Annotated in this window: 24 protein-coding genes; 17 read left to right on the forward strand and 7 right to left on the reverse strand. The window is 66.1% G+C overall.

Annotated features, from left to right (window positions below; translation table 11 throughout):
- Positions 1–28: 28 nt before the first annotated feature.
- Together tsaD and G566_RS0104840 are read left to right on the forward strand one after the other, a co-directional pair.
- A complete protein-coding gene (gene tsaD / locus G566_RS0104835) occupies positions 29–1,081 on the forward strand; it encodes a tRNA (adenosine(37)-N6)-threonylcarbamoyltransferase complex transferase subunit TsaD (RefSeq protein ID WP_022679547.1) in 1,053 nt (350 codons plus the stop codon).
- On the forward strand, positions 1,081–2,046 hold the full coding sequence (locus G566_RS0104840; protein ID WP_029131271.1) for an NAD(P)H-dependent glycerol-3-phosphate dehydrogenase: 966 nt from the start codon (positions 1,081–1,083) through the stop codon (positions 2,044–2,046). The genes tsaD and G566_RS0104840 overlap by 1 nt, the downstream gene beginning before the upstream one ends.
- 7 nt (positions 2,047–2,053) lie before the next feature.
- On the opposite strand, the gene G566_RS15010 is transcribed toward G566_RS0104840, so the two are convergent.
- Complete coding sequence (locus G566_RS15010) at positions 2,054–2,209, reverse strand: DUF1674 domain-containing protein (RefSeq protein ID WP_022679549.1); 156 nt, start codon at positions 2,207–2,209, stop codon at positions 2,054–2,056.
- Positions 2,210–2,273: 64 nt separating this feature from the next.
- Between G566_RS15010 and G566_RS0104850 the strand changes: the two genes are divergently transcribed.
- Complete coding sequence (locus G566_RS0104850; protein ID WP_022679550.1) at positions 2,274–3,101, forward strand: SDR family NAD(P)-dependent oxidoreductase; 828 nt, start codon at positions 2,274–2,276, stop codon at positions 3,099–3,101.
- Positions 3,102–3,138: 37 nt separating this feature from the next.
- Positions 3,139–4,449, forward strand: a complete 1,311-nt coding sequence (locus G566_RS0104855; protein ID WP_022679551.1) for an RsmB/NOP family class I SAM-dependent RNA methyltransferase — start codon at positions 3,139–3,141, stop codon at positions 4,447–4,449.
- A gap of 76 nt (positions 4,450–4,525) precedes the next feature.
- Here G566_RS0104855 and G566_RS0104860 read toward each other — a convergent pair whose 3' ends face one another.
- The 3 genes from G566_RS0104860 to G566_RS0104870 form a co-directional block, all read right to left on the reverse strand.
- Positions 4,526–4,795: an SWIB/MDM2 domain-containing protein gene (locus G566_RS0104860; RefSeq protein ID WP_022679552.1), complete on the reverse strand. Its 270-nt coding sequence runs from the start codon at positions 4,793–4,795 to the stop codon at positions 4,526–4,528.
- 186 nt (positions 4,796–4,981) lie between these two features.
- Complete coding sequence (locus G566_RS0104865) at positions 4,982–7,045, reverse strand: TonB-dependent receptor domain-containing protein (protein WP_022679553.1); 2,064 nt, start codon at positions 7,043–7,045, stop codon at positions 4,982–4,984.
- Between the two features lie 14 nt (positions 7,046–7,059).
- A complete protein-coding gene (locus G566_RS0104870) occupies positions 7,060–7,539 on the reverse strand; it encodes an outer membrane protein assembly factor BamE (protein WP_022679554.1) in 480 nt (159 codons plus the stop codon).
- A gap of 88 nt (positions 7,540–7,627) precedes the next feature.
- Between G566_RS0104870 and G566_RS0104875 the strand changes: the two genes are divergently transcribed.
- Together G566_RS0104875 and G566_RS0104880 are read left to right on the forward strand one after the other, a co-directional pair.
- Positions 7,628–8,176 (forward strand): ubiquinol-cytochrome C chaperone family protein, encoded by a 549-nt coding sequence (locus G566_RS0104875; protein ID WP_022679555.1) that lies wholly within the window; start codon positions 7,628–7,630, stop codon positions 8,174–8,176.
- Positions 8,173–8,673 carry a YceD family protein gene (locus G566_RS0104880; RefSeq protein ID WP_022679556.1) on the forward strand — a complete coding sequence of 167 codons (501 nt, stop codon included), beginning with the start codon at positions 8,173–8,175 and terminating at the stop codon, positions 8,671–8,673. The genes G566_RS0104875 and G566_RS0104880 overlap by 4 nt, the downstream gene beginning before the upstream one ends.
- 3 nt (positions 8,674–8,676) lie before the next feature.
- On the opposite strand, the gene ssb is transcribed toward G566_RS0104880, so the two are convergent.
- Complete coding sequence (ssb, locus tag G566_RS0104885) at positions 8,677–9,192, reverse strand: single-stranded DNA-binding protein (RefSeq protein ID WP_022679557.1); 516 nt, start codon at positions 9,190–9,192, stop codon at positions 8,677–8,679.
- Between the two features lie 143 nt (positions 9,193–9,335).
- Between ssb and G566_RS0104890 the strand changes: the two genes are divergently transcribed.
- Positions 9,336–10,415, forward strand: a complete 1,080-nt coding sequence (locus G566_RS0104890; protein ID WP_022679558.1) for a DUF3667 domain-containing protein — start codon at positions 9,336–9,338, stop codon at positions 10,413–10,415.
- On the opposite strand, the gene G566_RS0104895 is transcribed toward G566_RS0104890, so the two are convergent.
- The gene (locus tag G566_RS0104895; protein ID WP_029131272.1) at positions 10,416–11,714 is read right to left on the reverse strand and encodes a DNA recombination protein RmuC; all 1,299 of its coding nucleotides are present in this window, start codon (positions 11,712–11,714) and stop codon (positions 10,416–10,418) included.
- A gap of 104 nt (positions 11,715–11,818) precedes the next feature.
- Between G566_RS0104895 and G566_RS13530 the strand changes: the two genes are divergently transcribed.
- On the forward strand, positions 11,819–13,399 hold the full coding sequence (locus G566_RS13530) for a M28 family peptidase (protein ID WP_022679560.1): 1,581 nt from the start codon (positions 11,819–11,821) through the stop codon (positions 13,397–13,399).
- Here the strand turns inward: G566_RS13530 and G566_RS13535 are convergent.
- Positions 13,396–14,283 carry a DMT family transporter gene (locus G566_RS13535; protein ID WP_022679561.1) on the reverse strand — a complete coding sequence of 296 codons (888 nt, stop codon included), beginning with the start codon at positions 14,281–14,283 and terminating at the stop codon, positions 13,396–13,398. The two genes, G566_RS13530 and G566_RS13535, sit on opposite strands and share 4 nt — an antisense overlap.
- 257 nt (positions 14,284–14,540) lie before the next feature.
- Here G566_RS13535 and G566_RS14655 point away from each other — a divergent pair, with 257 nt between their 5' ends.
- The 9 genes from G566_RS14655 to G566_RS0104950 all read left to right on the forward strand — a co-directional run bounded on the left by G566_RS14655 (position 14,541) and on the right by G566_RS0104950 (position 21,402).
- Positions 14,541–15,449 carry a helix-turn-helix domain-containing protein gene (locus G566_RS14655; protein ID WP_022679562.1) on the forward strand — a complete coding sequence of 303 codons (909 nt, stop codon included), beginning with the start codon at positions 14,541–14,543 and terminating at the stop codon, positions 15,447–15,449.
- Positions 15,450–15,519: 70 nt separating this feature from the next.
- Positions 15,520–15,972, forward strand: a complete 453-nt coding sequence (locus G566_RS0104915; protein WP_022679563.1) for an SUF system Fe-S cluster assembly regulator — start codon at positions 15,520–15,522, stop codon at positions 15,970–15,972.
- A gap of 16 nt (positions 15,973–15,988) precedes the next feature.
- Complete coding sequence (sufB, locus tag G566_RS0104920; RefSeq protein WP_022679564.1) at positions 15,989–17,509, forward strand: Fe-S cluster assembly protein SufB; 1,521 nt, start codon at positions 15,989–15,991, stop codon at positions 17,507–17,509.
- Complete coding sequence (locus tag G566_RS0104925; RefSeq protein ID WP_022679565.1) at positions 17,506–17,889, forward strand: hypothetical protein; 384 nt, start codon at positions 17,506–17,508, stop codon at positions 17,887–17,889. Before sufB ends, G566_RS0104925 begins: the two co-directional genes overlap by 4 nt.
- A 7-nt stretch (positions 17,890–17,896) precedes the next feature.
- Positions 17,897–18,637, forward strand: a complete 741-nt coding sequence (gene sufC / locus G566_RS0104930; RefSeq protein WP_022679566.1) for a Fe-S cluster assembly ATPase SufC — start codon at positions 17,897–17,899, stop codon at positions 18,635–18,637.
- A complete protein-coding gene (locus tag G566_RS0104935) occupies positions 18,634–19,362 on the forward strand; it encodes a SufD family Fe-S cluster assembly protein (protein WP_022679567.1) in 729 nt (242 codons plus the stop codon). The genes sufC and G566_RS0104935 overlap by 4 nt, the downstream gene beginning before the upstream one ends.
- Positions 19,359–20,576: an aminotransferase class V-fold PLP-dependent enzyme gene (locus G566_RS0104940; protein WP_022679568.1), complete on the forward strand. Its 1,218-nt coding sequence runs from the start codon at positions 19,359–19,361 to the stop codon at positions 20,574–20,576. The genes G566_RS0104935 and G566_RS0104940 overlap by 4 nt, the downstream gene beginning before the upstream one ends.
- Complete coding sequence (locus G566_RS0104945; protein WP_303781605.1) at positions 20,573–21,040, forward strand: DUF59 domain-containing protein; 468 nt, start codon at positions 20,573–20,575, stop codon at positions 21,038–21,040. Before G566_RS0104940 ends, G566_RS0104945 begins: the two co-directional genes overlap by 4 nt.
- Positions 21,040–21,402 (forward strand): HesB/IscA family protein, encoded by a 363-nt coding sequence (locus G566_RS0104950; RefSeq protein WP_022679570.1) that lies wholly within the window; start codon positions 21,040–21,042, stop codon positions 21,400–21,402. The genes G566_RS0104945 and G566_RS0104950 overlap by 1 nt, the downstream gene beginning before the upstream one ends.
- The last annotated feature ends 55 nt before the right edge of the window (positions 21,403–21,457 follow it).

The following is a 21,457-nucleotide window of genomic DNA, read 5'->3' on the forward strand; positions in this document are numbered from 1 at the left end:
TTGGCAAGACTGGCCCTAGCTGTGCGCCATGACTGGCCCACTGGTTCTCGGTATCGAATCCAGCTGCGATGAAACCGCGGTCGCCCTGGTGCGCGGTGATCGCACCATTCTGTCCCAGCGCATCGCCAGCCAGAACGAAGCCCACGAACGCTTTGGCGGCGTGGTGCCCGAACTCGCCGCCCGCGCCCATGCCGACCGGCTGGCGCCGATGGTGGAGACCGTACTGACCGAAGCCGGCATCGCGCTGACTGATGTGGACGCCATCGCCGGCACCGCCGGGCCGGGCCTGATCGGCGGCGTGATGGTCGGCCTGGTGACGGCCAAGGCATTGGCCTTTGCCGCCAACAAACCGCTGATCGCCGTCAATCACCTCGAAGGCCACGCGCTGTCACCCCGCCTAGCCGATGCGAGCCTGCAATTTCCTTATCTGCTGCTGCTGGTCTCCGGCGGGCATTGCCAGTTGCTCGGCGTGGAAGGCGTCGGCCGTTATCGCCGGCTCGCCACCACCATCGACGATGCGGTGGGCGAAGCCTTCGACAAGTCCGCCAAGGTGCTGGGCCTGGGCTTTCCCGGTGGCCCGGCGCTGGAACGGGCTGCACACACTGGCAATCCGGCGCGATTCCCGCTGCCGCGCCCCTTGGTGGGCAGTGACGAACCGCATTTCTCCTTTGCCGGCCTGAAATCCGCCGTACTGCGCGCCCGCGCCACCCTTGCCGAGCCGACGGCACAGGATATCGCCGATCTCGCCGCCAGCTTCCAGCAGGCCGCCTGCGATTGCCTGACCGACCGCACGGCGCGCGCCATCGCGGCGTTCCCGGAAGCCACTGCCTTGGTGGTCGCCGGCGGGGTGGCGGCCAATCAGGCCATTCGCGCCACCCTGACCGGCCTTGCCGCCACCCACGGCCTGCCCTTTGTCGCCCCGCAGATGTGGCTGTGCACAGACAATGGCGCGATGATCGCCTGGGCCGGGCTGGAGCGACTGGCCATCGGCGATGTGGACGATCTCCACGCGCCTGCCCGCCCGCGCTGGCCGCTCGATCCCGCCGCTGAGGCCGTTCGGGGCGCCGGGGTGAAGGCGTGATTCGGTTCGGCGTGATCGGCGCTGGCGCCTGGGGCACGGCGCTGGCCAGCACTTTGGCCGGCAATGGCCCGGTGACATTGTGGGCGCGCGAGGCAGAGGTGATCAGCGCCATCAACACCACCCGCGAAAACTCGGTCTTCCTGCCCGGCATTCCGCTGCCCGCCGGCATCACCGCCACGACCAATCTGGCCGACATTGCGGCCTGCGCGATCATCCTCGTCGTTGTGCCTGCCCAGCATCTCCGCGCCGTCCTCAGCCAGGCTGCGATCCCCGCCACCACGCCTCTGGTGTTGTGCGCCAAGGGCATTGAAGCCGGTAGCCACGAACTCATGGTGGAGGTGGCCCAAAGCCTTGTGCCCAACCCCATCGCCGTCCTCTCCGGCCCCAGTTTCGCCGCAGAAGTCGCCAATGGCCTGCCCTGCGCCATCACGCTGGCGTGCGCTGACAGTGCGCTGGGCGAGCGTTTGGTGGCCGCGATGGCCCGCCCGACCTTCCGGCTCTACCAGTCCGACGACGTCGTGGGGGCCGAGATCGGCGGCGCGGTGAAGAACGTGCTCGCCATCGCCTGCGGGGTGGTGGACGGTGCCGGCCTCGGCCTCAATGCCCGCGCCGCGCTGATCGCACGCGGCTTTGCCGAAATGACGCGATTCGGCGTGGCGCGCGGTGCCCGCGCCGAAACGCTTGCCGGCCTGTCCAGTCTGGGCGATCTCGTCCTCACCTGCTCATCGGAAAGCAGCCGCAACTTTCGCCTGGGTGTCGGCCTCGGCCAGGGCCGCTCACTCGCCGACCTGCTCGCCGGCCCGGCGGTCGCCGAGGGCGCTGCTACCGCGCCCGTACTGGTGGAAGCTGCCCGCGCCGCCGGTATCGAGATGCCGATTTCCGAGGCTGTCGCCGCCCTGCTGGCCGGCGCGTCGGTGCGCGAAACCATCAGCGCTTTGCTGGCGCGGCCATTGAAAGCCGAATAGCGCGCTCTCAAAAATCGACCGCGATGCCGCCCTTTTCCCAGTCGCCATAGCGCACCGGATCAGGGCCCTTGCGGCCGCCGACTTCCTTATCGGTTGGCGGCGGCGGCGGCGCTTCAGGCTGCTTGTCGCGCGGATCGGGGGTCTGCGGCTTGTCCTTGTCCATAAATCAGTGTTGCCACCGCCGCCCGCCTGTTAGCAATGGGGTGAAGCGAAGCAGGGGGCGTAACATGTTCGACAACAAGGTGATTGCCATAACCGGCGCCGGCAGCGGCATCGGACGGGCGTTGGCGCTGAACCTGGCCGGGCGCGGCGCGGTGCTGGCGCTGGCCGACAAGGATGCGGACGGCTTGGCGGAGACCAAGCGGCTGCTCGGCAATCGGGCGGCAAGCATCACGGCGCTGGATGTGACCGACACGGCTGCGCTCAACGCCTGGGTTGCGGGCGCGGTGACGGATTTCGGCAAGCTGGATGGCATCATCAACAATGCCGGCCTCAGCGTGGTGGCGCCCTTTGCCGATTGCCCGGAAGCGGATTTCGACCGGGTGATGAACGTCAACTTCAGTGCCGTGGTCGCCGGCTGCCGCGCCGCCCTGCCGCATGTGCGGGGTGCAGCTGCCAAGGATGGTATCGGTTGGATCGTCAATATTTCCAGCGTGTTCGGTATGATGGGCTACCCCACCCAAAGCGCCTATAACGCCAGCAAATATGCGGTGCGCGGTCTGACCGAGGCGATGGCGCTGGAACTGGCGGTGACCGATCCCAACGTGAGCGTGATCCGCGTCCACCCCGGCGGCATCAAGACCAACGTGGCGAAAAACAGCAAGCAGATCGCGCTGTTGCCGGGGCAGGACCCCAACACCGATTTCGCCGCCGAGTTCGAGAAGAACGCCCCCACCACGCCCGAACAGGCGGCCGAAACCATCATCACCGGCATGGCAAAACGCAGCACCCGCGTGCTGATTGGGCCGGATGCGCGTTTCATCGATTGGATGGTGCGCCTGTTCCCCGTTTCCTATTTCAAGGTGATCGGCAGTTTCCTTGGAAGACGGAAATAGGTGGGAAAGCGCCCCCATTTGCGGCAAGGGGCGGGCGATGAACCAACCCCGCAAACCCGAACGCAAGCCGGAACGCTCTGGCCGCCCGACAACCAATCGCGATGATACCGGCGTTGCCGCCCGCCGCGCCGCGCTGAAAATCATCCAGGCGGTGCTCGATCGCGGTGCGCCCTTCGATGCCGCCACCAGCCATGCCGATGATCTGCCGCTGCCGCAGGATCGCGGGCTGGCCCGGTTGCTGGCCTTGACCGTAAAGCGCTGGCTGCCGGAACTGGACGCGCTGATCGACAGCGCGACGCCGCGGCCGCTCCCCATCGATGCCCGCGCCCGCCACGCCCTGCGAGTCGCCCTGGCCGGCTGGTTGAAGCTGGAAACGCCGCCGCACGCCGTGGTGGCCACAGCGCTGCCGCTGGTGGAAGGCGGGCCACGCCGGCTGGTGCATGGCGTGCTCGGCAGCCTGATCCGCCGCCCGGCCACCCTGCCGGCAGCGCCGCGCCTGCCCAGCCCGTTCGATGTGTTCTGGGCACGCGATTGGGGCGTGGCCGTGGCCGAAGCCGCCAGCGCCGCACTGGCCGAAGAGCCGGCGACCGACCTGACCCTGAAAGACGCGTCGCAAACCGATCATTGGGCGTTGGCGCTGGAAGGCATCAGCCTTGCCCCCGGCCATGTTCGCACGGCGAAGAAGGGCAGCATCACCGAATGGCCCGGCTTTGCCGAAGGCGCCTGGTGGGTGCAGGATCTCGCCGCCAGCCTGCCCGCCCGCCTGCTGCCGGCCAAGGCCGGCGATCGCGTGCTCGATCTGTGTGCGGCGCCAGGCGGCAAGACTCTGCAACTGGCGGCGCGCGGCTGCCATGTGACGGCGCTCGACGTGTCGGATCACCGGCTGGAGCGGGTGCGCGAGAATCTGGCGCGCACCGGGCTGACGGCCGAACTGGTCGCCGCCGATGCCCTGCGCTGGCAACCCGACGCGTTGTTCGATCATATCTTGATCGATGCACCCTGTTCGGCCACCGGCATCTTCCGCCGCCACCCGGATGTGCTGCACCTGAAGGGGAATACCGATCTGGCGCCCGTCACCCTGCTGCAGGCCGCCCTGCTCCGCCGCGCCGCGGCCTGGCTGAAACCCGGCGGCCGGCTGATCTATGCCACCTGCAGCCTGTTCCCGCAGGAAGGCGAGCGCATCGCCGAGCGCGTGATTGCCGGCCTGCCGCGCGAGATGGTCGAGGCCAGCGAACTGCCCGCCGGCCTCAAACCCGCCGCCGATGGCTGGGTGCGCACCCTGCCCGGCCAGGTGGAAGGCGGCATCGATGGCTTCTTCATCGCGCGCTTCCGGAAACTGCCAGACTGAATGCCCGCCCCTGAACGCGAAAGGGGCGCTACCGGGTCATCCCCGGCAGCGCCCCTTACATCTCGTTCCGAAGTGCTTATTTCAGATATTGGGCGATGAACTTGTTCATTTCGAACATCGTGCATTCGTCCTTGCCGAAGACCAGCTTCAGCTTGGCATCGGCCAGGATCACGCGCTTGTCGGTCGGCTTCTGCAGATTGTTGGCGCGGATATAGTCCCACACCTTGGCAACAACCTGACCGCGCGGCAGCGGGCTGGCGCCCACAATGGCGGCGAGCGGGCCTTGCGGCGTCAGCGGCTTCATCAGCGCCGAGGTATTGCGTCCGCTCTTGGCTTCAATGGCCATAAATTCCCCTTCTCGTGAAACAGGCCCCTCGGGGGGCAATTGGTATCAGTTTTCCCCTGATGAATGGCTTAAAGCGGGCTTGTCCCCCACGGTGCAAGCGGAATTTTGTCATCGCAGCGCAATAAGGCGCGAAAAGACGCCAAAACGTGGCTTTCGTGCCACTTTAGACCAGACAAAAACCGCCAATCAGAATCGCCGTGTGAAGCGCAGCTGCCACCAGCGCGGCGGGTTCAGCGTGGGCAAGCCAACCACGGCGCCGTCGGTGAGCGTCTGGTCGAGGCAATTCTCGCACTCCAGGCTCATCAGCCAGCCGCCATCGGGGATCTCCAATTGCAGGGCGGCGGCCACCTGCCACCCGCCGGGCGAGATCCCATCGGTCAGACCCAGCGCCGGCCCCACCGCCATGGCACTGCGCCAGCGCGCGGCCACACGCGGTACCAGCACGGAACCGGTGCCCACCAGCGGCTGCCGCCACGCCGCCGACAGGCTGGCCGTGGTATCGGGCGCATAGAGCGGACGATTGGGCCCGCCCGCCGGCACCGCTCCGGTCCAGCGCGCCTGTTGCCAGCCAAGGGTCGCCGACAGTTCCAACTGAACCAGAGGACGCGCGCTCACCACCACATCAACCCCGTGATTGCGCATGTCGCGCCGTTGAGCCGCCGCCACTGCCATCGCCAGCGGATCAATGCCGAGCAGCGGCGAGACCAGCCCTCGTGTGCGCGCCACAAAGCCGCTGGCGTCCATGCGCGCGCGGCCATCCCACAGATTGGCCTTCACCCCGGCCTGGTGGTGCCAGCCGGTTTCATCCGGCATCAGCACCAGTTCGGCCGTACTGCGCGCCAGCAGGTTCCAGCCCGGCAGCCGGGCGCTGCGGGCACTGCGCGCAAACAGCCGCAAATGGGGTGAAGGCGCCCACGACAGCGCAAGTTCAGGGGTGAAGAGCGTGCGTTCCAGCTTGGCCGGGCCAGCCGGCGCAAGGCAGGGTATGGCATTGGGCGCACAGCCGGTGCGGCGGTTGCTCACGGCCAGCGTCAGCGTCTGGCGGTCGACCCGCACCCCGGCTTCCAGCGCCAGGCCATGGCCGGCTTCCAGCCGCAACTGGCCAAAGCCATGAACGCTGTCACGATCCTGGCGCAGTTGGCGATCGGCGAGCACCGCGCCGGCCAGCGTATCGATGGCATCACGGCGTGTCTGCGCCGCATTGAAACCGGCCCCGGCACGCACCGTCAACGCGCCAACAACGGCCTGGCCAATCAGATCAAGCCCCTGATTTTCCTCAACGCTTCGGGCAATCAGGCCATAGCCGGCGGCAACTGGGTTGGCCAGGCGACTGGATTGGCCAAGATCAAGGCCAAGCTGCCCAGTCTGCCGCGCCAGAGTGCCGATCAGTTCCAGCCGCAGCGCCTCACGCTGATGCACCAGCCACAGATCATGCAGCGCCACATCAGCGCGCTGGCCCGGCGTCTGCGCGGCGAGATCGGCAGACCCGGTGCTGGCAAAGCGGCCATCGCATGTTGCCGGCGCATTGGGATCGCAGGCAAAGGCCGGCAGATTGCCCGCCTTGCTGCGCGCATAAAGGCTGGTCAGCGCCAGGCTGAGCGTGGGGGCCAAATCGATGTCGAGCGTGCCCGCCAGCCCGCCGCGCAAGCCGCGATTAAGTCTTTCGCCGGTGGTCGTGTTGTGCAGCCAGCCCAGATCATGCTGCACATGCGCACCCAACCCCAGCCGCATGCCCTTCTTGCTCACCGGCACATCGATCCGCGCCAGCACGCGGCGGCTACCGAACGCGCCGGCGGCAAACTCGCCCAACCCGGCCAGCCGGTCGCCGGGCCGGCGCAGAGACAGACTGAGTTCACCTGCCGCGCCGCCCAGCCCGCCGGCGGGCGCCACCAGCAACAGATCGTGATCGAACAGGCCAGCGAGCAGCAGCGGCGCGCCGGGCTGGGCCACCGGGCCGAACGGCACATCGGGCTGGCTGCGGCCGTGGCGCACGATCAGCGCGGCCGTGCCATTGCCGGGAGCAGGGGTGAGAATCAGGCCCGGAACGCTGGCCAGCGCTTCGCCCAGCGTGTCGGACCCGGCGGCATCGCGTTGGGCGGGGCCAGCCCACCACAAGGCGGCGGGCGCATCGGAGGCGGCAAGGCCCAGCCAACGGCCTTCCAGGCGCGGTTGGGCAACAGGATCGGGCCGCTGATCAGCGGCCAGCGCCGGGGCGGCAAGCAGGCCGTCCAGCAGAAGCGCGCGGCACATCGCGGCGACGCTGATCAGCGCGGGCCGTCGCGTCCTGTCGGCTGGCCACCCAGCGGGCCGCCGGCGGCACCGACCTGGCCCACGTTACCAAACAACTCCTGGAAGAAGCTTTCCGACTTGCCGAGCGTTGCGGTCTTGTCGTCTTCGGGGTTGATGCGGGCGATCTTTTCCATGCCGCGGCGCTGCACGGTCGACACATTGCCCTGTTCATCGAAGCTGACGATCAGGATCTGCTGCTGCAGGGTTTTCGGCGCGACAAACGCATATTGGCCGGTGAGGCGGCTGACATAATACCAGCTGCCAGTATCGAACTGGGCCGCGAACGTTGGCCGGCCCAGGGTGCGTGAAACCGATTCGCGATTGTCCACACCCGGCAGGATCGAGGTGAACAGGGTTTCATCGATCAGATAGCCCTGCTGCGCCTTGATGCGCGAGCAGCCACTGGTGGCCAGGGCGGCACCGATCAATACTATGGTGGCAAATCCGGTCTTCATCTCACACTCCAGCGCCGCCCCCGCTGCGACATCCCTGTTCGGCAAGTTCATTATGCCAGCCGAGGCGATTATGCTAGCGCGTCCTCGCATGGGTCTGATTGATCGCCTGAAACGCCTTGTTGGCGGCGCATCGCCGTCCCCGGTGGCACCGCTTTATGCCGCCGTGGTGAACGAAGCGCGGCAGCCGCATTATTATGTGGAAGGGGCCGTGCCGGATACACTGGATGGCCGCTTCGACATGGTGGTGCTGGTGCTGTCCTTGTTGCTGCTGCGGCTGGAAGAGGTGGCCGGCGGTGATGCCCACCACCCGGCGGCGCAGCTTTCGGCCGATCTGGCCGATCATTTCCTCACCGACATGGAGGGCAATCTGCGCCAGGACGGCATTGGTGATCAGGTGATCCCCAAGCACATGGGCCGCATGATGGCCGCGCTGGGCGGCCGCATCGGCGCCTATCGCGATGCGCGCGGCGATGCCGAAGCCATGGGCCAGGCCCTGCGCCGCAATCTCTATCGCGGCGCACCGGTGGCCGATGCCGCGGTCGCCTTCGTGGCAGCGGCTGCGCTGGGCCTGTGGAGCCGCCTTGCTGACACCCCCTATGACCGGCTGGCCGCCGGCGATCTGGAGCCGACCCCGTGAGCAGCGCCGCCCCTGAATTCAGCCACGTCGTGCGCGCCCACGAAATCGGCAGCCCCAAGCAGCATATGCTCGAAGCCGATGCCGGCCAACGCACCGCGCTGGCCGGCCGCTTTACCCTGCTCAGCCTCGATCGGTTGACGGCGTCGCTGGAGGTGAAGCGCGACACCAACGGCATCCGCATCACCGGCGAAGTGCACGGTGCCGGCACCCAGCCCTGCGTGGCCAGCGCCGAGCCGGTGCCATTCCTGGTGACGGAGCGCATCGCGCTGCTGCTGACGCAAGCAACGCCCGAGGGCGGCGAGATCGAACTGTCCAGCGCCGATCTCGACGTTGAACCGCTGGAGGGCGACATCGTCGATCTTGGCGAGATCACCGCCCAGGCCTTTGCGCTGGGCCTTGATCCCTATCCGCGCTCGGCCGTAAGCGTGGCCGGCGTGATCAGCGAAGATGAAGCGGTTGCCCTGCGCAGCCCGTTTGCGGTGCTGAAGAAGAGCTGAACCTCAGAACGGCACGTCGTCGTCGAGATCGTCGTCAAACGCGCCCGGCCGCTTGCCGCCACCCGCCGGTGCACCGCCAAAGCCGCCACCCGCAGGCGCGCCGCCGCCGCCGAAATCATCGGCACCGCGGCCACCACCGCCACCAGCCGTCCCGCCGCCGCCGCCTTCACGGCCGCCGATCAGCGTCAGCTCACCCTTGAACGGCCCGATAACGATTTCAGTGGTGTACCGGTCAGCGCCGTTCTGATCCTGCCATTTGCGCGTGGCGATCGCGCCTTCGACATAGACTTCGCTGCCCTTGCGCAGATATTGCGTGGCAACCCGGCCGATATTCTCGTTGCGAATGACGATGTTGTGCCACTCGGTCTTTTCCTTGCGCTCGCCGGTGGCCTTGTCGCGCCAGTTTTCCGACGTGGCCATGGTGAACTGCACCACGGTGCCGCCATTGGCGAAGGTTTTCGATTCCGGATCCTTGCCCAGCCGTCCGACCAGTATCACCTTGTTCACGCCCGCCATCATTATCTCCCTATCTTGGCCTGAACCCTAGCGCCGGGGCACAGGCGAAGCAATGTGGTGGCGGCTTGTCCACTTGCCTTTGCTGTGGATTTCACGCCAAACATCACCGCGTTCACAGGCACAGTTCAAAGACTCCGGGGGGCTTGATGTCTGACCAGATCGAAGCGGCAGGCGCCTTGGTCACGGCTGGCCTGGCTGCCAATGCGCTGGATCGGCCTGCGGGCGACGGCGGGCAGAGCGGCGCCTGCGCCAACTGTGGCACCGCGCTGTCTGGCCCGTTCTGCAGCAAGTGCGGCCAACGCGCCCATCTGCACCGCAGCATCGGCGATGTGTTCCACGAATTCCTGCACGGCATTACGCACTTTGACGGCAAGGCCTGGACCACCCTGCCCATGCTGCTGTTCCGGCCGGGCAGGCTGATCCGCAGCTATATCGACGGCCACCGCGCCCGCTATGTTGCGCCAGTGCCGCTGTTCCTGATGGTCGTCTTCCTGATGTTCTTCGTGCTGTCGTTCGTCAGCATCAACGACACGGTGGGCACGGCCGATCAGGGTTCCGGCCAGGCTGCCGTTGCCAGCGACAAAGCCGGCATTGCCAAGGCGCTGGCCGATATCGATGCCGGCATTATCGAAGCAAAGGCCAGGGGCGACACGGCAAAGCTGGCCGAACTGGAAGCTGGGCGCCGCCTGGTGACCGCCGTTGGCGTGCCCGGTGCCAATGTCAGCGTCACCGACAAGATCGCCGACGAGATCGAAGCCTCCGCCCGGTCAGGCAAATTGAAGGTCAACACCGGCGTCAAGGCGCTGGACGCCAAGGGCAGCGAAGCGCTGAAGAATCCCCGGCTGGTGCTCTACAAGTTGCAGACCAAGGCCTATAAACTCAGCTTCCTGCTGGTGCCGATGTCGCTGCCCTGGCTGTGGCTGGTGTTTCTGTGGAAACGCGGTGTTGGCGTGTATGATCATGCCATTTTTGCGCTCTATTCGATCAGCTTCATGAGCCTGCTGTTCATTGCCGGCAGCCTGGCGCTGAGCGCCAACATCGTGACAGAGGCCTTCTGGGTGCCGCTTCTGCTGGCGCCATCGCTGCACATGTTCGCGTCGCTGCGCGGTGCCTATGGCCTTGGCGTGTTCAGCGCCGGCTGGCGCACCGTCTATCTGTCGATCGCAGCGGCCTTCACGCTCAGCCTTTATTTCCTCATCCTGATCGTGGCGGGCGTGTTCGACTGATCATTCGGCAGCGGGCGGCGGCGGCAGAAGTTCTGTCGCCTGTTCGGTGCGTACCGGCACATCGATGGCGGCGAGTTGGGGCACCGGCTTCTTGCCCTGTTCAACGCCCATATCGGCAAAGCGCCGCGCCTTGGGCAACACATTGCGTTCCAGTGAGCCGACGAAATCATTGTAATTGCCGACAGTCTCGCTGAGATTCTTGCGCATCCGGGCCAGGTGATCGGCCATTACGGCAATGGCGCTATAGATATCGGCCCCCAGCTTACCGATCTCGCGGGCTTCGTCGGCCAATTTGTCCTGCCGCCAGTTGAGCGCCACCGTCTTGGCAATCGCGAGCAGGTTGATCGGCCCGGCCAGCAGGATGCGCTTTTCAAAGGCCCAGCTCAGCAGCGCCAGATCATGCTCCATTGCGGCGGAAAGGAAGTTTTCACCTGGGATGAACATGATGACGAAATCGGCGGCCGCGCCAAACTCGGTCCAATAGGCCTTTTCCGACAGGCCGCGGGCGTGGAGGCGCACGGCGGCGGCGTGGCGCTTCATCGCGGCCAGCCGGTCAACATCGTTGCCGGCCTCCAGCGCCGCCAGATAATCATTCAGGCTGCACTTGGAATCGACGATCAACTGGCGATCGCCCGGCAGCTTGATGATGGCATCGGGCCGCTTGCCGCCGCCGTCACCGGGCATGTGGGTTTGCAGGGTGAAATCGATGCCGGCGCGCAGGCCCGCCATTTCCAGCGTGTTCGCTAGTTGCTGTTCGCCCCAACTGCCTGATGTCTTACCGCTGCTCCGCAGTGCCGTCACCAGCCGCGCCGCCTCGTCCGACACGCGGACCTGGCCCTGGGTTACCTGTTCCAGCGCCTGGGTGAGCGCGCCATAGCTTTCGGCGCGCACCTTCTCCACTTCACCCAGCCTGGTTTCATATTTGGCAAGCGTTTCGGCGACGGGGCCGAGGACGGCTTTCAGATTGGCCTGATTCTTGGTTTCCGCTTCGGCGAAACGCTGTTCGGCACGCGTGATCAACTGGCTCTGCGCCTGTTCCAGCACGCGCCCGGCCAGCGCCTCGAAACGGGTGTTCAATTCCTCCAGCTGACGGGCATGCGATTGCTCGCGTTCGTCGCGTTGCGCCTGCAGGGCAGCGATCTCCACCGCCGTTTCGGCGATCTTCGTGCGGCGCTCGTCGGCTTCGCGCCTGGCCTCGTCACGCTCGGTCGTCAGTGCCGCCACAGACCGGTTTCCAAGCACCCAGCCCCCAATCAGGCCGGCAATCAGGGCAACAACAGCAATGATGGCTTCGGTCACGGGCAAATCCAGCAGGAAAACAGGAACGAGCCATGAACATAGCCGCAGCCGCGCCATCCCGCCAGAGCTTGCGAGCAGGCGGGCAAAGGGCCAAGGTTGTCGCCATGCGCACCCTTCTCCTCTCCGCCCTTCTCCTCACCGCGCCGGTGGCGGCTGCACCCTTCAGTTTCTCCGCCGCCCGAATCGGGGATGACGTGAAAACACTGGCATCAGACGCCTTTGCCGGGCGGGGGCCGGGCGAGGTGGGCGAGGCGCAAACGCTGGCCTTCCTCGCCGCCCGCTTCCAGGCCGCCGGGCTGGAACCGGCCGGGCCGCAGGGCAGCTGGCTGCAACCGGTGCCGCTGATCCGCCTGGACCGCGCGCCCGGCGCCGCACTGTCGGTGCAGATGAACGGCACGGCGCTGCCGATTCGATTGGGCGAGAACGCCACGCTGGCGCTGCGCTTGCCCGGCGACATGGCGATCGGCGCCGCGCCGATGGTCTTTGCCGGCTTCGGCGTGGTGGCGGGCGGCCATGATCCCTATGCCGGGGTGGATGTGGCCGGCAAGGTGGTGCTGCTGCTCGCCGGCGATCCTGATGGTGAAGCCGGGGCCGATCTGGGCTTTGAAGGCCGCCGCCTTACGTATGCTGGCCGCGTCGGCATCAAGATGGCAGCCGCCGCCAAGGCCGGCGCCGTGGGCGCCATCGTGCTGCATGAGGATTTCGCCGCCTCCTATCCGCTGGCGCAACTGGTCGGCACCGAACGCGTGCCGCAGATGGTGCCGGGCGCGACGACATTTGGCGGCGCTTTCCGCTTTGCCAGCTGGATCGAAGGCGGGCTGGGCCAGCGACTGCTGGCCGCCGCGGGTCTGGATCTGGCCCGCGCCAAGGCCGCCGCTCGCAAAGCCGATTTCCGCGCCCTGCCGCTGCCCGCTACCGCCAGCGCGAGCGGCCGGCTGACCGCGACGCCGTTCACCAGTTACAACGTCGTGGGCAAGCTGCCCGGCACGACGCAGGCCGGCGAGACCGTGCTGTTCGGCGCGCACTGGGATGCCAACGGGCAGGGTGTGGCCGATACGAAGGGTGACGCCATCCGCAATGGCGCCATCGACAATGCCACCGGCACCGCCGAACTGATCGAGGTCGCCCGCGCCTTTGCCGCAGGCCCGCGCCCGGCGCGCACGCTGGTGTTTGCGGCGTGGACGGCGGAGGAGAAGGGCCTGCTTGGTGCCGAACATTATGCCGCCAATCCGCTGGTGCCGCTGGCCAGTACGGTGGCCGTGATCAACCTGGATCCGCACGTGCAACTGCCGCGCACCCGCAGCCTGGAACTGATCGGCGGCGGTCGCACCACGCTGGAAACCGATCTGGGCGATGCCGCTAAGGGCATGGGGCTGGTGGTGGTGCCCGAACCCAACCCGGAAGCCGGCTGGTATTTCCGGTCCGACCATTTCCCCTTTGCGCGGCTGGGCGTGCCGGCGCTGGCCTTCCGTGCCGGGCGCGATCTCGTGACCGGCGGCGTGACGGTCTGGCAAGCGTTGATCGATGATTACAACCAGCGCTGCTATCACCAGCCGTGTGACGAGGTGCGCAGCAGCTTCACATTCGAAGCCGCCGCGCAGGAGGCCGAGGCGGCGTGGCGCGTTGGGCTCGCCGTCGCCAACCGCTGGCAGAAGCCGGGTTGGACGGCGCAGCCGAAATTCTAGCCTCGGCTGGGCAGCCGTGCGATCACCAACGCGGCCACCACCATCAGCGCGCCGACCATTTCCAGCGACCCCGGCACTTCACCAAAGCGCCATGCCCCGATCATCGCGCTGATGGCCGGCTGCACCAGCAGCGACAGACCCACAACTAGCGGCGACAGGTGGCGCACGGCATAGACAATCAGGCCCTGGCCCACCACCTGGCTGCCAATGGCAAGGCCCAGCACCGGGGTCCAATCCTGCGGCCAGAACACGCCACTTGCCGCCAAGGGGGCGAGCGCGAGGGCGGAAGCCAGCGTTGCCAGCGCCAGCGCCGGCATCGCCTGCAGTGTGCCGCGTACCTTTTCGATGGCGATCAGATAGATGGTGTAAAAGACAGCGGCCGCCAGACAAAGCAGATCGCCCGCGAAATGACGCGGCGACAGTTCGGCACTGCGGCCAAGCAGCAGGGTCACCCCCGCCGCCGCAGAGGCCAGCGCCCACCATTGCGGCCGGGACAATTTCTGGCCGAGCGCGAGCAGGCCATATAGCGGCAGCATGAACGTGGCGGCATTGGCCAACAGTGTCGAATTGGCCAGCGTGGTGCGCATGATGCCGAGGTGCCAGACGGACAGATCAGCCGCAAAGGCGAAGCCGGCCAGCGCCGTCAGCCCAACAATACCCAAAGTGGTGCCGGCAAAGCCCGCCGGCTTGCCGCCGGGGGACCGCACGACAAAGGCCAGCGCCAGCAGGAACGGGACGGCCAGCGTCTGCCGCCAGAAGGCCGAAGCCAGCGGCCCAACATCGGCCAATCGCACCAGCCACGGGCCAAAGGCCAGGCAGGCCGATCCAGTGATCATGGCCGGAAAGGCCAGACGGCCTGGCGCTTGCGTGGTGGTGCTGCCCATGGCGGCCGGCTTACGGGCTTTGCCGCGCCGCGCAAGAGGGCGATCCTGTCGGATATCTACAATCCATCGCCGCCGGCCAGGCCTATGAACAGGATGCGACCCGCGGAAGGCCAGTTTTTCAGGCCTTCCCGAACTTGAACGGCCCGGATGGCTCTGCTGTCCGGGCCGCTTTTTTGTGGCGCGTTGCCAAAATGGTTCTTTCTGTTATCGTTAGGTAACACGGTTGCAATGAATGCTGTGGCAGCAGCGGACAGGGCATGACCAGCCGGGGAGGGCAGGCCATGATTTCCATCCAGTATTTCGAGCCGCCGCCGGCACTGCGGCTGCACGTGTCGGCGCTTTACTGGTTCGAAACCGCAGCGCCGGGGTTTTCTGATCTGATGCGCGCCGAACTGGGCCAGATCCGGCTGCTGGTCGATGGCGTGGCCCGCAACAACTATAAATCCGGCAGGCAATGGGAGGGCAGTGGGGCCATCCTGCAGGGCCCGACCACCGGACCCACCCATTATAGTGCAAATACGCGGCTTCGCTTGTTTGGCATTGGCCTGCTGCCCCTTGGCTGGGCCGAACTGATCGGGCTTTCGGCCGACGAACTGGCCGACAATGCCACCGATCTGGGCGGCGTGTTGCCACCGGCGCTGGTGACAAACCTGATGGACGCACTTGCCAGCGCATCCACCAATGCCGGCCGCTGCAAGGTGGTCACCGATTTCCTGCAGGCGCAGCTGGCGGCCAACCGTCACGCCGCCCGCTGGTTCACCCGGCTGGCCGATGAATGGCTCACCGCCAGCCCCAATCCACAGCTTGATGCACTGGTGGCGGCTTCAGGCATGTCGTCCCGTTCAGTCGAACGGCTCACGAACCGAATCTACGGCACTTCGCCCAAGCTGTTGGCGCGCAAATATCGTGCGCTGAGCGCTGCGGTGCGCTTGGGCATGGGCGATGCGCAAGGCTGGTCGGATGCGGCGGGCGATGCCTTCTATGATCAGGCACATTTCATCCGCGAATTCAGCGCCTTCACCGGCCTTACCCCGGCCCGCTTTTTTGGCCCAGCTCGCCCCGCTCACCCGCGCCACCATGACCCAGCGCCGGCACTTGCCTGGCCTGCCCAGCCTGGTGCGCATCGCCTGAGCGTGACGCCGGGCCCAAAGCGGCGCAAACCTTGACACCAGCCGGCCCGAACCGCATAAGTAGACCAGATTTGTCCACTTTGCGGGCACCGCTGGGAACCGACGCTTGATTCGTCTCACCAACCTTGCCGATTATGCCGTCGTCGTGATGGCTGCGGCCGCGCGTGAGCCGGGGGTGAAATTGTCGGCGGCGCGGGTGGCGGAATTGACGATGATCCCGGCGCCGACCGTGGCCAAGCTGATGGGCACGCTGGCCCGCGGCGGGCTGCTGACCGCATCGCGCGGCGTGGCTGGCGGCTTCACCCTTTCCCGCGACCCGGCCAACATCAGTGTCGTGGATGTGGTGGAAGCGGTGGATGGCCCGATCGCGCTGACCAGCTGTGCCGGGAACGACGTGAACGACTGCGTGATGGAAGGCCATTGCGCGATCCGGGGCCATTGGGCCCCGATCAACCAGGCCGTGCGTGGCGCGCTTGCCGCCGTGACACTGGCCGATCTGGTGCGGCCGGCGGCAGCGGCGGCACCATTGGCGGCGCCCGCCCCGGCGCTGGCTGACTGACTGAAAGAGACGAGTGATGTCTGAAGACGTGTCTGCCACTGCCGTGGACAATGAACCTGTTCAGGATGCCCCCATCCAGGACGCCGAAGCACGTGCCGCGGTTGCTGATCTTGCCACCTACAAATGGGGCTTTTCCACCGACGTTGAATCGGAAATGGCGCCCAAGGGGCTGACCACCGATACCGTCCGCTACATCTCCGCCAAGAAGGGCGAGCCCGAATGGCTGCTCGATTGGCGGCTGAAGGCCTTTGCCAAGTGGGAAGCAATGGAAAGCCCGGATTGGGCCAAGCTCGATATCGCGCCGATCGATTATCAGGACGCTTATTATTACGCCGCGCCCAAGGCCAAGCCGACCCTGGCCTCGCTCGATGAACTCGATCCCGAAATCCGCCGCACCTATGAAAAGCTCGGCATTCCGATCGAGGAGCAGAAGATGCTGGCCGGCGTCGAAGGTTCGCGCCGGATCGCCGTCGATGCTGTGTTCGACAGCGTGTCCGTCGCCACCACCTTCCGTGCCGAACTAGAAAAGGCCGGCGTCATCTTCCGTTCGATCAGCGAGGCGGTGAAGGAATATCCTGATCTGGTGAAGAAGTGGCTGGGCAGCGTCGTGCCGGTCACCGACAATTATTTTGCCTGCCTGAACTGCGCCGTCTTTTCCGATGGCACCTTCGTCTACATCCCGCCGGGCGTGCGCTGCCCGATGGAGCTGAGCACCTATTTTCGCATCAACGCCGCCAACACCGGCCAGTTCGAACGCACGCTGATCATCGCCGACAAGGGCAGCTACGTCTCCTATCTGGAAGGCTGCACCGCCCCGATGCGCGATGAAAACCAGCTGCACGCCGCCGTGGTGGAACTGGTCGCGCTCGATGATGCCGAGATCAAATATTCCACCGTGCAGAACTGGTATCCGGGCGATGCCGAGGGGAAGGGCGGCATCTACAATTTCGTCACCAAGCGCGCCAACTGCCTGGGCAACAACAGCAAGGTGAGCTGGACGCAGGTCGAAACCGGCAGCGCCATCACCTGGAAATATCCCAGCTGTGTGCTCAGTGGCGATGGCAGCGTCGGCGAATTCTACTCGGTCGCCGTCACCAACAATCGCCAGCAGGCCGATACCGGCACCAAGATGATCCATCTCGGCAAGAACACCACGTCTACGATCGTGTCGAAGGGCATCAGCGCCGGGCGCTCAAGCGGCACATACCGGGGCCTGGTGCGCGTGGCGGCCACCGCTGAAGGCGCGCGCAATCACACCCAGTGCGACAGCCTGCTGCTCGGCAGCCAGTGCGGCGCTCACACCGTGCCCTATATCGAGGTGCGCAATCCCAGCGCCACCATCGAGCATGAAGCCACCACGTCCAAGATCAGCGACGATCAGCTCTTCTATGCCCAGTCGCGCGGTCTGGATGCCGAAGCTGCCGTCAGCCTGATCGTCAACGGCTTCTGCCGCGAGGTGTTGCAGCAACTGCCGATGGAATTCGCGGTGGAAGCGCAGAAACTGCTCGGCATCAGCCTGGAAGGCAGCGTGGGATGAGGCTGGCGCTTGCCTTGCCTCTGCTCCTGCTCGCTGCCTGTGATGCCGCGCCGCCACGCGTCGATCCCAAGGGCCAGCAGATGCGCGCAGAATTGGACACGTTAACGGCTGACTATGGCAAGTGCGTCGATGAGAAGGTCGCCGCCGCCGATGTGTCGAACGATCCCGCCGGCAGCATCGCCATCGAGGCGGTGAAGGCCTGCCGCCCGATCCGCAACGCCCTGCGCTTGAAGGTCGCCTCCTTCGACCGTTTTGGCCACCCCAATCACAGCGCCAATCAGGCCGAGGCCGTTGCCGAAGCCAGCGTGGGCGTCATTGAAAAAGAACTTCGCGAACAGGCGGTGGTCACCATCGTCACGCGCCAGAACGAAACCCGCTAGGAATCCCATGCTCGTTATCGACAATCTCACCGCCGAAATTGATGGCAAGACCATCCTGAAGGGCCTGACACTGACCGTGAATGCCGGTGAGGTGCACGCCATCATGGGACCGAACGGCGCCGGCAAATCCACCCTGTCCTATGTTCTGGCCGGCCGCGCTGGCTATGAAGTGACCGGCGGTTCGGTGACCTTCCGCGGTGAGGATCTGTTGGCCAAGGCGCCGCACGAACGCGCTGCTGCCGGTCTGTTCCTGGGCCTGCAATATCCGGTGGAGATCCCCGGCGTTTCGAACCTGCTGTTCCTGCGCACGGCGCTCAACGCCCAGCGCACGCTGCGCGGCGAACCGGAAGCGTCGGGCGCGGAATTCATGAAGCTGGCCAAGGCCGTTGCCGAAAAACTGGGCCTGCCGTTCGACATGATGAAGCGCGCCGTGAACCAGGGTTTTTCGGGCGGCGAGAAGAAGCGCAACGAGATGGTGCAGATGCACGTGCTGCAGCCATTCCTTGCCGTGCTCGATGAGACCGATTCCGGCCTCGACATCGATGCGCTGCGCGTTGTTTCCGATGGCATCAATTCGATGCACGGGCCCGATCGTGCCACGCTGCTGATCACCCATTATCAGCGCCTGCTCGATTATGTCGTGCCCGATCATATCCACGTGCTGATGGATGGCCGCATCGTCCATTCGGGCGGCGCCGAACTGGCCCACAAGCTGGAGGCGGAAGGCTATTCCGCCATCGCGGCATGAGCGCTCTTCCCACCCGCAAGAATGAAGCCTGGCGCTACAGCGACCTCGCCGCCGTCGCCCGCCACTGGCCGGTCGCGGTCGAACCCGTCGTGGTGCCGGCCGGCGAATCCCATGCCGACATCATCCGGGCCACCGACGAAGGCATCCGCCACCTCGCCATCAGCATCGGCGCGGGCGGGGCCTATCGGATGACAATCCTCGATTCCGGCCGCAGCTATGGCCGCATCGCGCTCGACGTGACGCTGCATGACGGTGCGGATTTCCAGTTGGGGGCGATCCTGATCGGCCACGGCGCGCAAAACATCGAACTGGTCACCACCGTCCGCCACGTCGGCCCCAATTCAACCAGCCGCCAGATCGTGCGCGCCGTCGCCGGCGACACTGCGACCGCCTCCTATCTCGGCCAGGTCGCCGTGGCGCGCGAAGGCCAGAAGACCGACGCCAGCCAGTCGTTCAAGGCGATCCTGCTCAACCGCGGCGCCACGGCGAACGCCAAGCCGGAGCTGGAAATCTTTGCCGACGATGTGAAATGCGCCCACGGCGCTGCCATCGGCGAGATCGACAACAACGCGCTGTTCTACATGACCAGCCGCGGCGTGCCCCCCGCCCAGGCCCGCGCCCTGCTCACCCGCGCCTTCCTATCAGACGCGCTGGAAGGCCTGGACGAAGCCACCACCGAAGCACTCGACGCCGAGATCACCGCCCTGCTGGAGACGGCGGCGTGACCGTGGCCACCGCGCCTGCCTTGCTCGACCTGAAGGGCGATTTCCCCGGGCTTGCCGGCGATTGGGCCTATCTCGACACGGCGGCGACCTCGCAGAAGCCGAAAGCGGTGATCGACGCCATCGCCCGCGTCTATGGCCCGGATTATGCCACCGTGCATCGCGGTGTGTACGAACGCTCCGCCACCATGACGCTGCGCTTCGAGGAAGCCCGCGCGACCGTCGCCCGCTTCATCGGCGCCGCATCGCCGGATGAAGTCGTGTTCGTGCGCGGCGCCACTGAAGGCATCAACCTGCTCGCCCAAAGCTGGGGCCAGCGCTTGGCTGCCGGCGACCGCATCCTGATTTCTGCGCTGGAACATCACAGCAATATCGTGCCGTGGCAGATGCTGTGCGAACGCAGCGGTGCCCTGCTCGACGTCGCGCCGCTGACCGACGATGGCCGCATCGATGAAGATGCGCTCATCGCCATGATCCGCCCGGAAACCAAGCTGGTCAGCATCGCCCATATCTCAAACGTGCTCGGCGGCGTTGCCGATGTGCGCCGCATTGCCGATGCCGCCCATGCCGCCGGCGCGCTGCTGATGGTTGATGGCTGCCAGGCCGCACCGCGCCTCGCGCTCGACATGGCGGCGCTGGATTGCGATTTCTATGTGCTGTCCGGCCACAAGCTTTATGGCCCGACCGGCATCGGCGTGTTGTGGGCGCGCAGTGATATTCTCGGATCCATGCCGCCATGGCAGGGCGGCGGCGCCATGATCGAAACGGTGACGTTCGAGAAGACGACCTATGCCCCGCCGCCTGGCCGCTTCGAAGCTGGCACCCCGCACATCGAAGGTGTGATCGGCCTGGCCGCCGCCATCGATTATGTGGAAAGCATCGGGCTCGACCGCATCCACGCCCACGAAGCCGCGCTGGTTGCACAGGCCCGCGAAGCCCTCTCGGGTCTCAACAGCATCCGCCTGTGGGGGCCGGAGGATTCGGCCGGCATCCTCAGCTTCACCATGCAGGGGGTGCATCCGCACGACATCGGCACCATATTGGATGAAGCGGGTGTGGCCATCCGCGCCGGGCATCATTGCGCCCAGCCTCTAATGAACCTGCTCGGCGTGCCGGCCACCGCCCGTGCCAGTTTCGGCCTCTATTCCAGCCCGCGCGATGTCGAGCGGCTGGTGGATGGGCTTGCCCGTGTTTCCCGTATTTTTGGGGTGAAGTGATGAGCGAACGCGCCTTCGAAGTCGAAGAAGTCAATGAAGCCAAGCCGGTGGCCAAGGCGCCGCCGCTGCGCGCCATGCAGGAAGCGGAATCGAGTGGCCACACACCGGACTATCTCGATGGCTTCCTCAAGCAGAAGCCCGAGCCGGCCCCTGCCGACGCGAGCAGCGACCTGGTGGATGAAATTGTTGCCGCCTTGCGCCAGATCCACGATCCGGAAATCCCGGTGAACATCTACGATCTTGGCCTCATCTACGGCGTCGAAGTCGATAACGGCCACGCCGTGGTGACGATGACGTTGACGACGCCAACCTGCCCGGTGGCCGAATCCATGCCCGGCGAAGTTGAAATCCGCGTGTGCGCCGTGCCGGGCGTGCAAAGCTGCGACGTCAACCTGGTGTGGGAACCGTCGTGGGACCCCGGCAAGATGACCGACGAAGCCAAGCTTGAGATGGGAATGTTGTGATGGAACAGACGACAACTCTGCGTCGCCCTCGCCCCGCGCCCTTGATCGTGACCGAAGGGGCTTCCAACCGCATCGCCGCCATCCTGGCCGCCGCGCCGGCCGATGCCGTGGGCGTGCGTCTTTCCACCCCGCGCCGCGGCTGTTCCGGCTTGGCCTATGATCTGGCCTACGTCACCGCCGCCAAGCCGGCAGACGAACGCATCGACACGCCGGGCGGCACGCTGTTCGTTGACGGCGGCAGCTTGATGTATCTGATCGGCAGCACGATGGACTGGCGCGAAGATGATTTCACCGCCGGCTTCGTGTTCAACAACCCCAACGCCAAGGGCAGCTGCGGCTGCGGGGAAAGCTTTACCGTCTGAGGCCTGCGGCATCGCAGCGTCGCGCAGATGGGCGGTGAAACCGCTATGCCGCCGC

The organism is Sandarakinorhabdus limnophila DSM 17366, from assembly GCF_000420765.1.
In the GTDB taxonomy this organism is placed as follows: Bacteria; Pseudomonadota; Alphaproteobacteria; order Sphingomonadales; family Sphingomonadaceae; genus Sandarakinorhabdus; species Sandarakinorhabdus limnophila.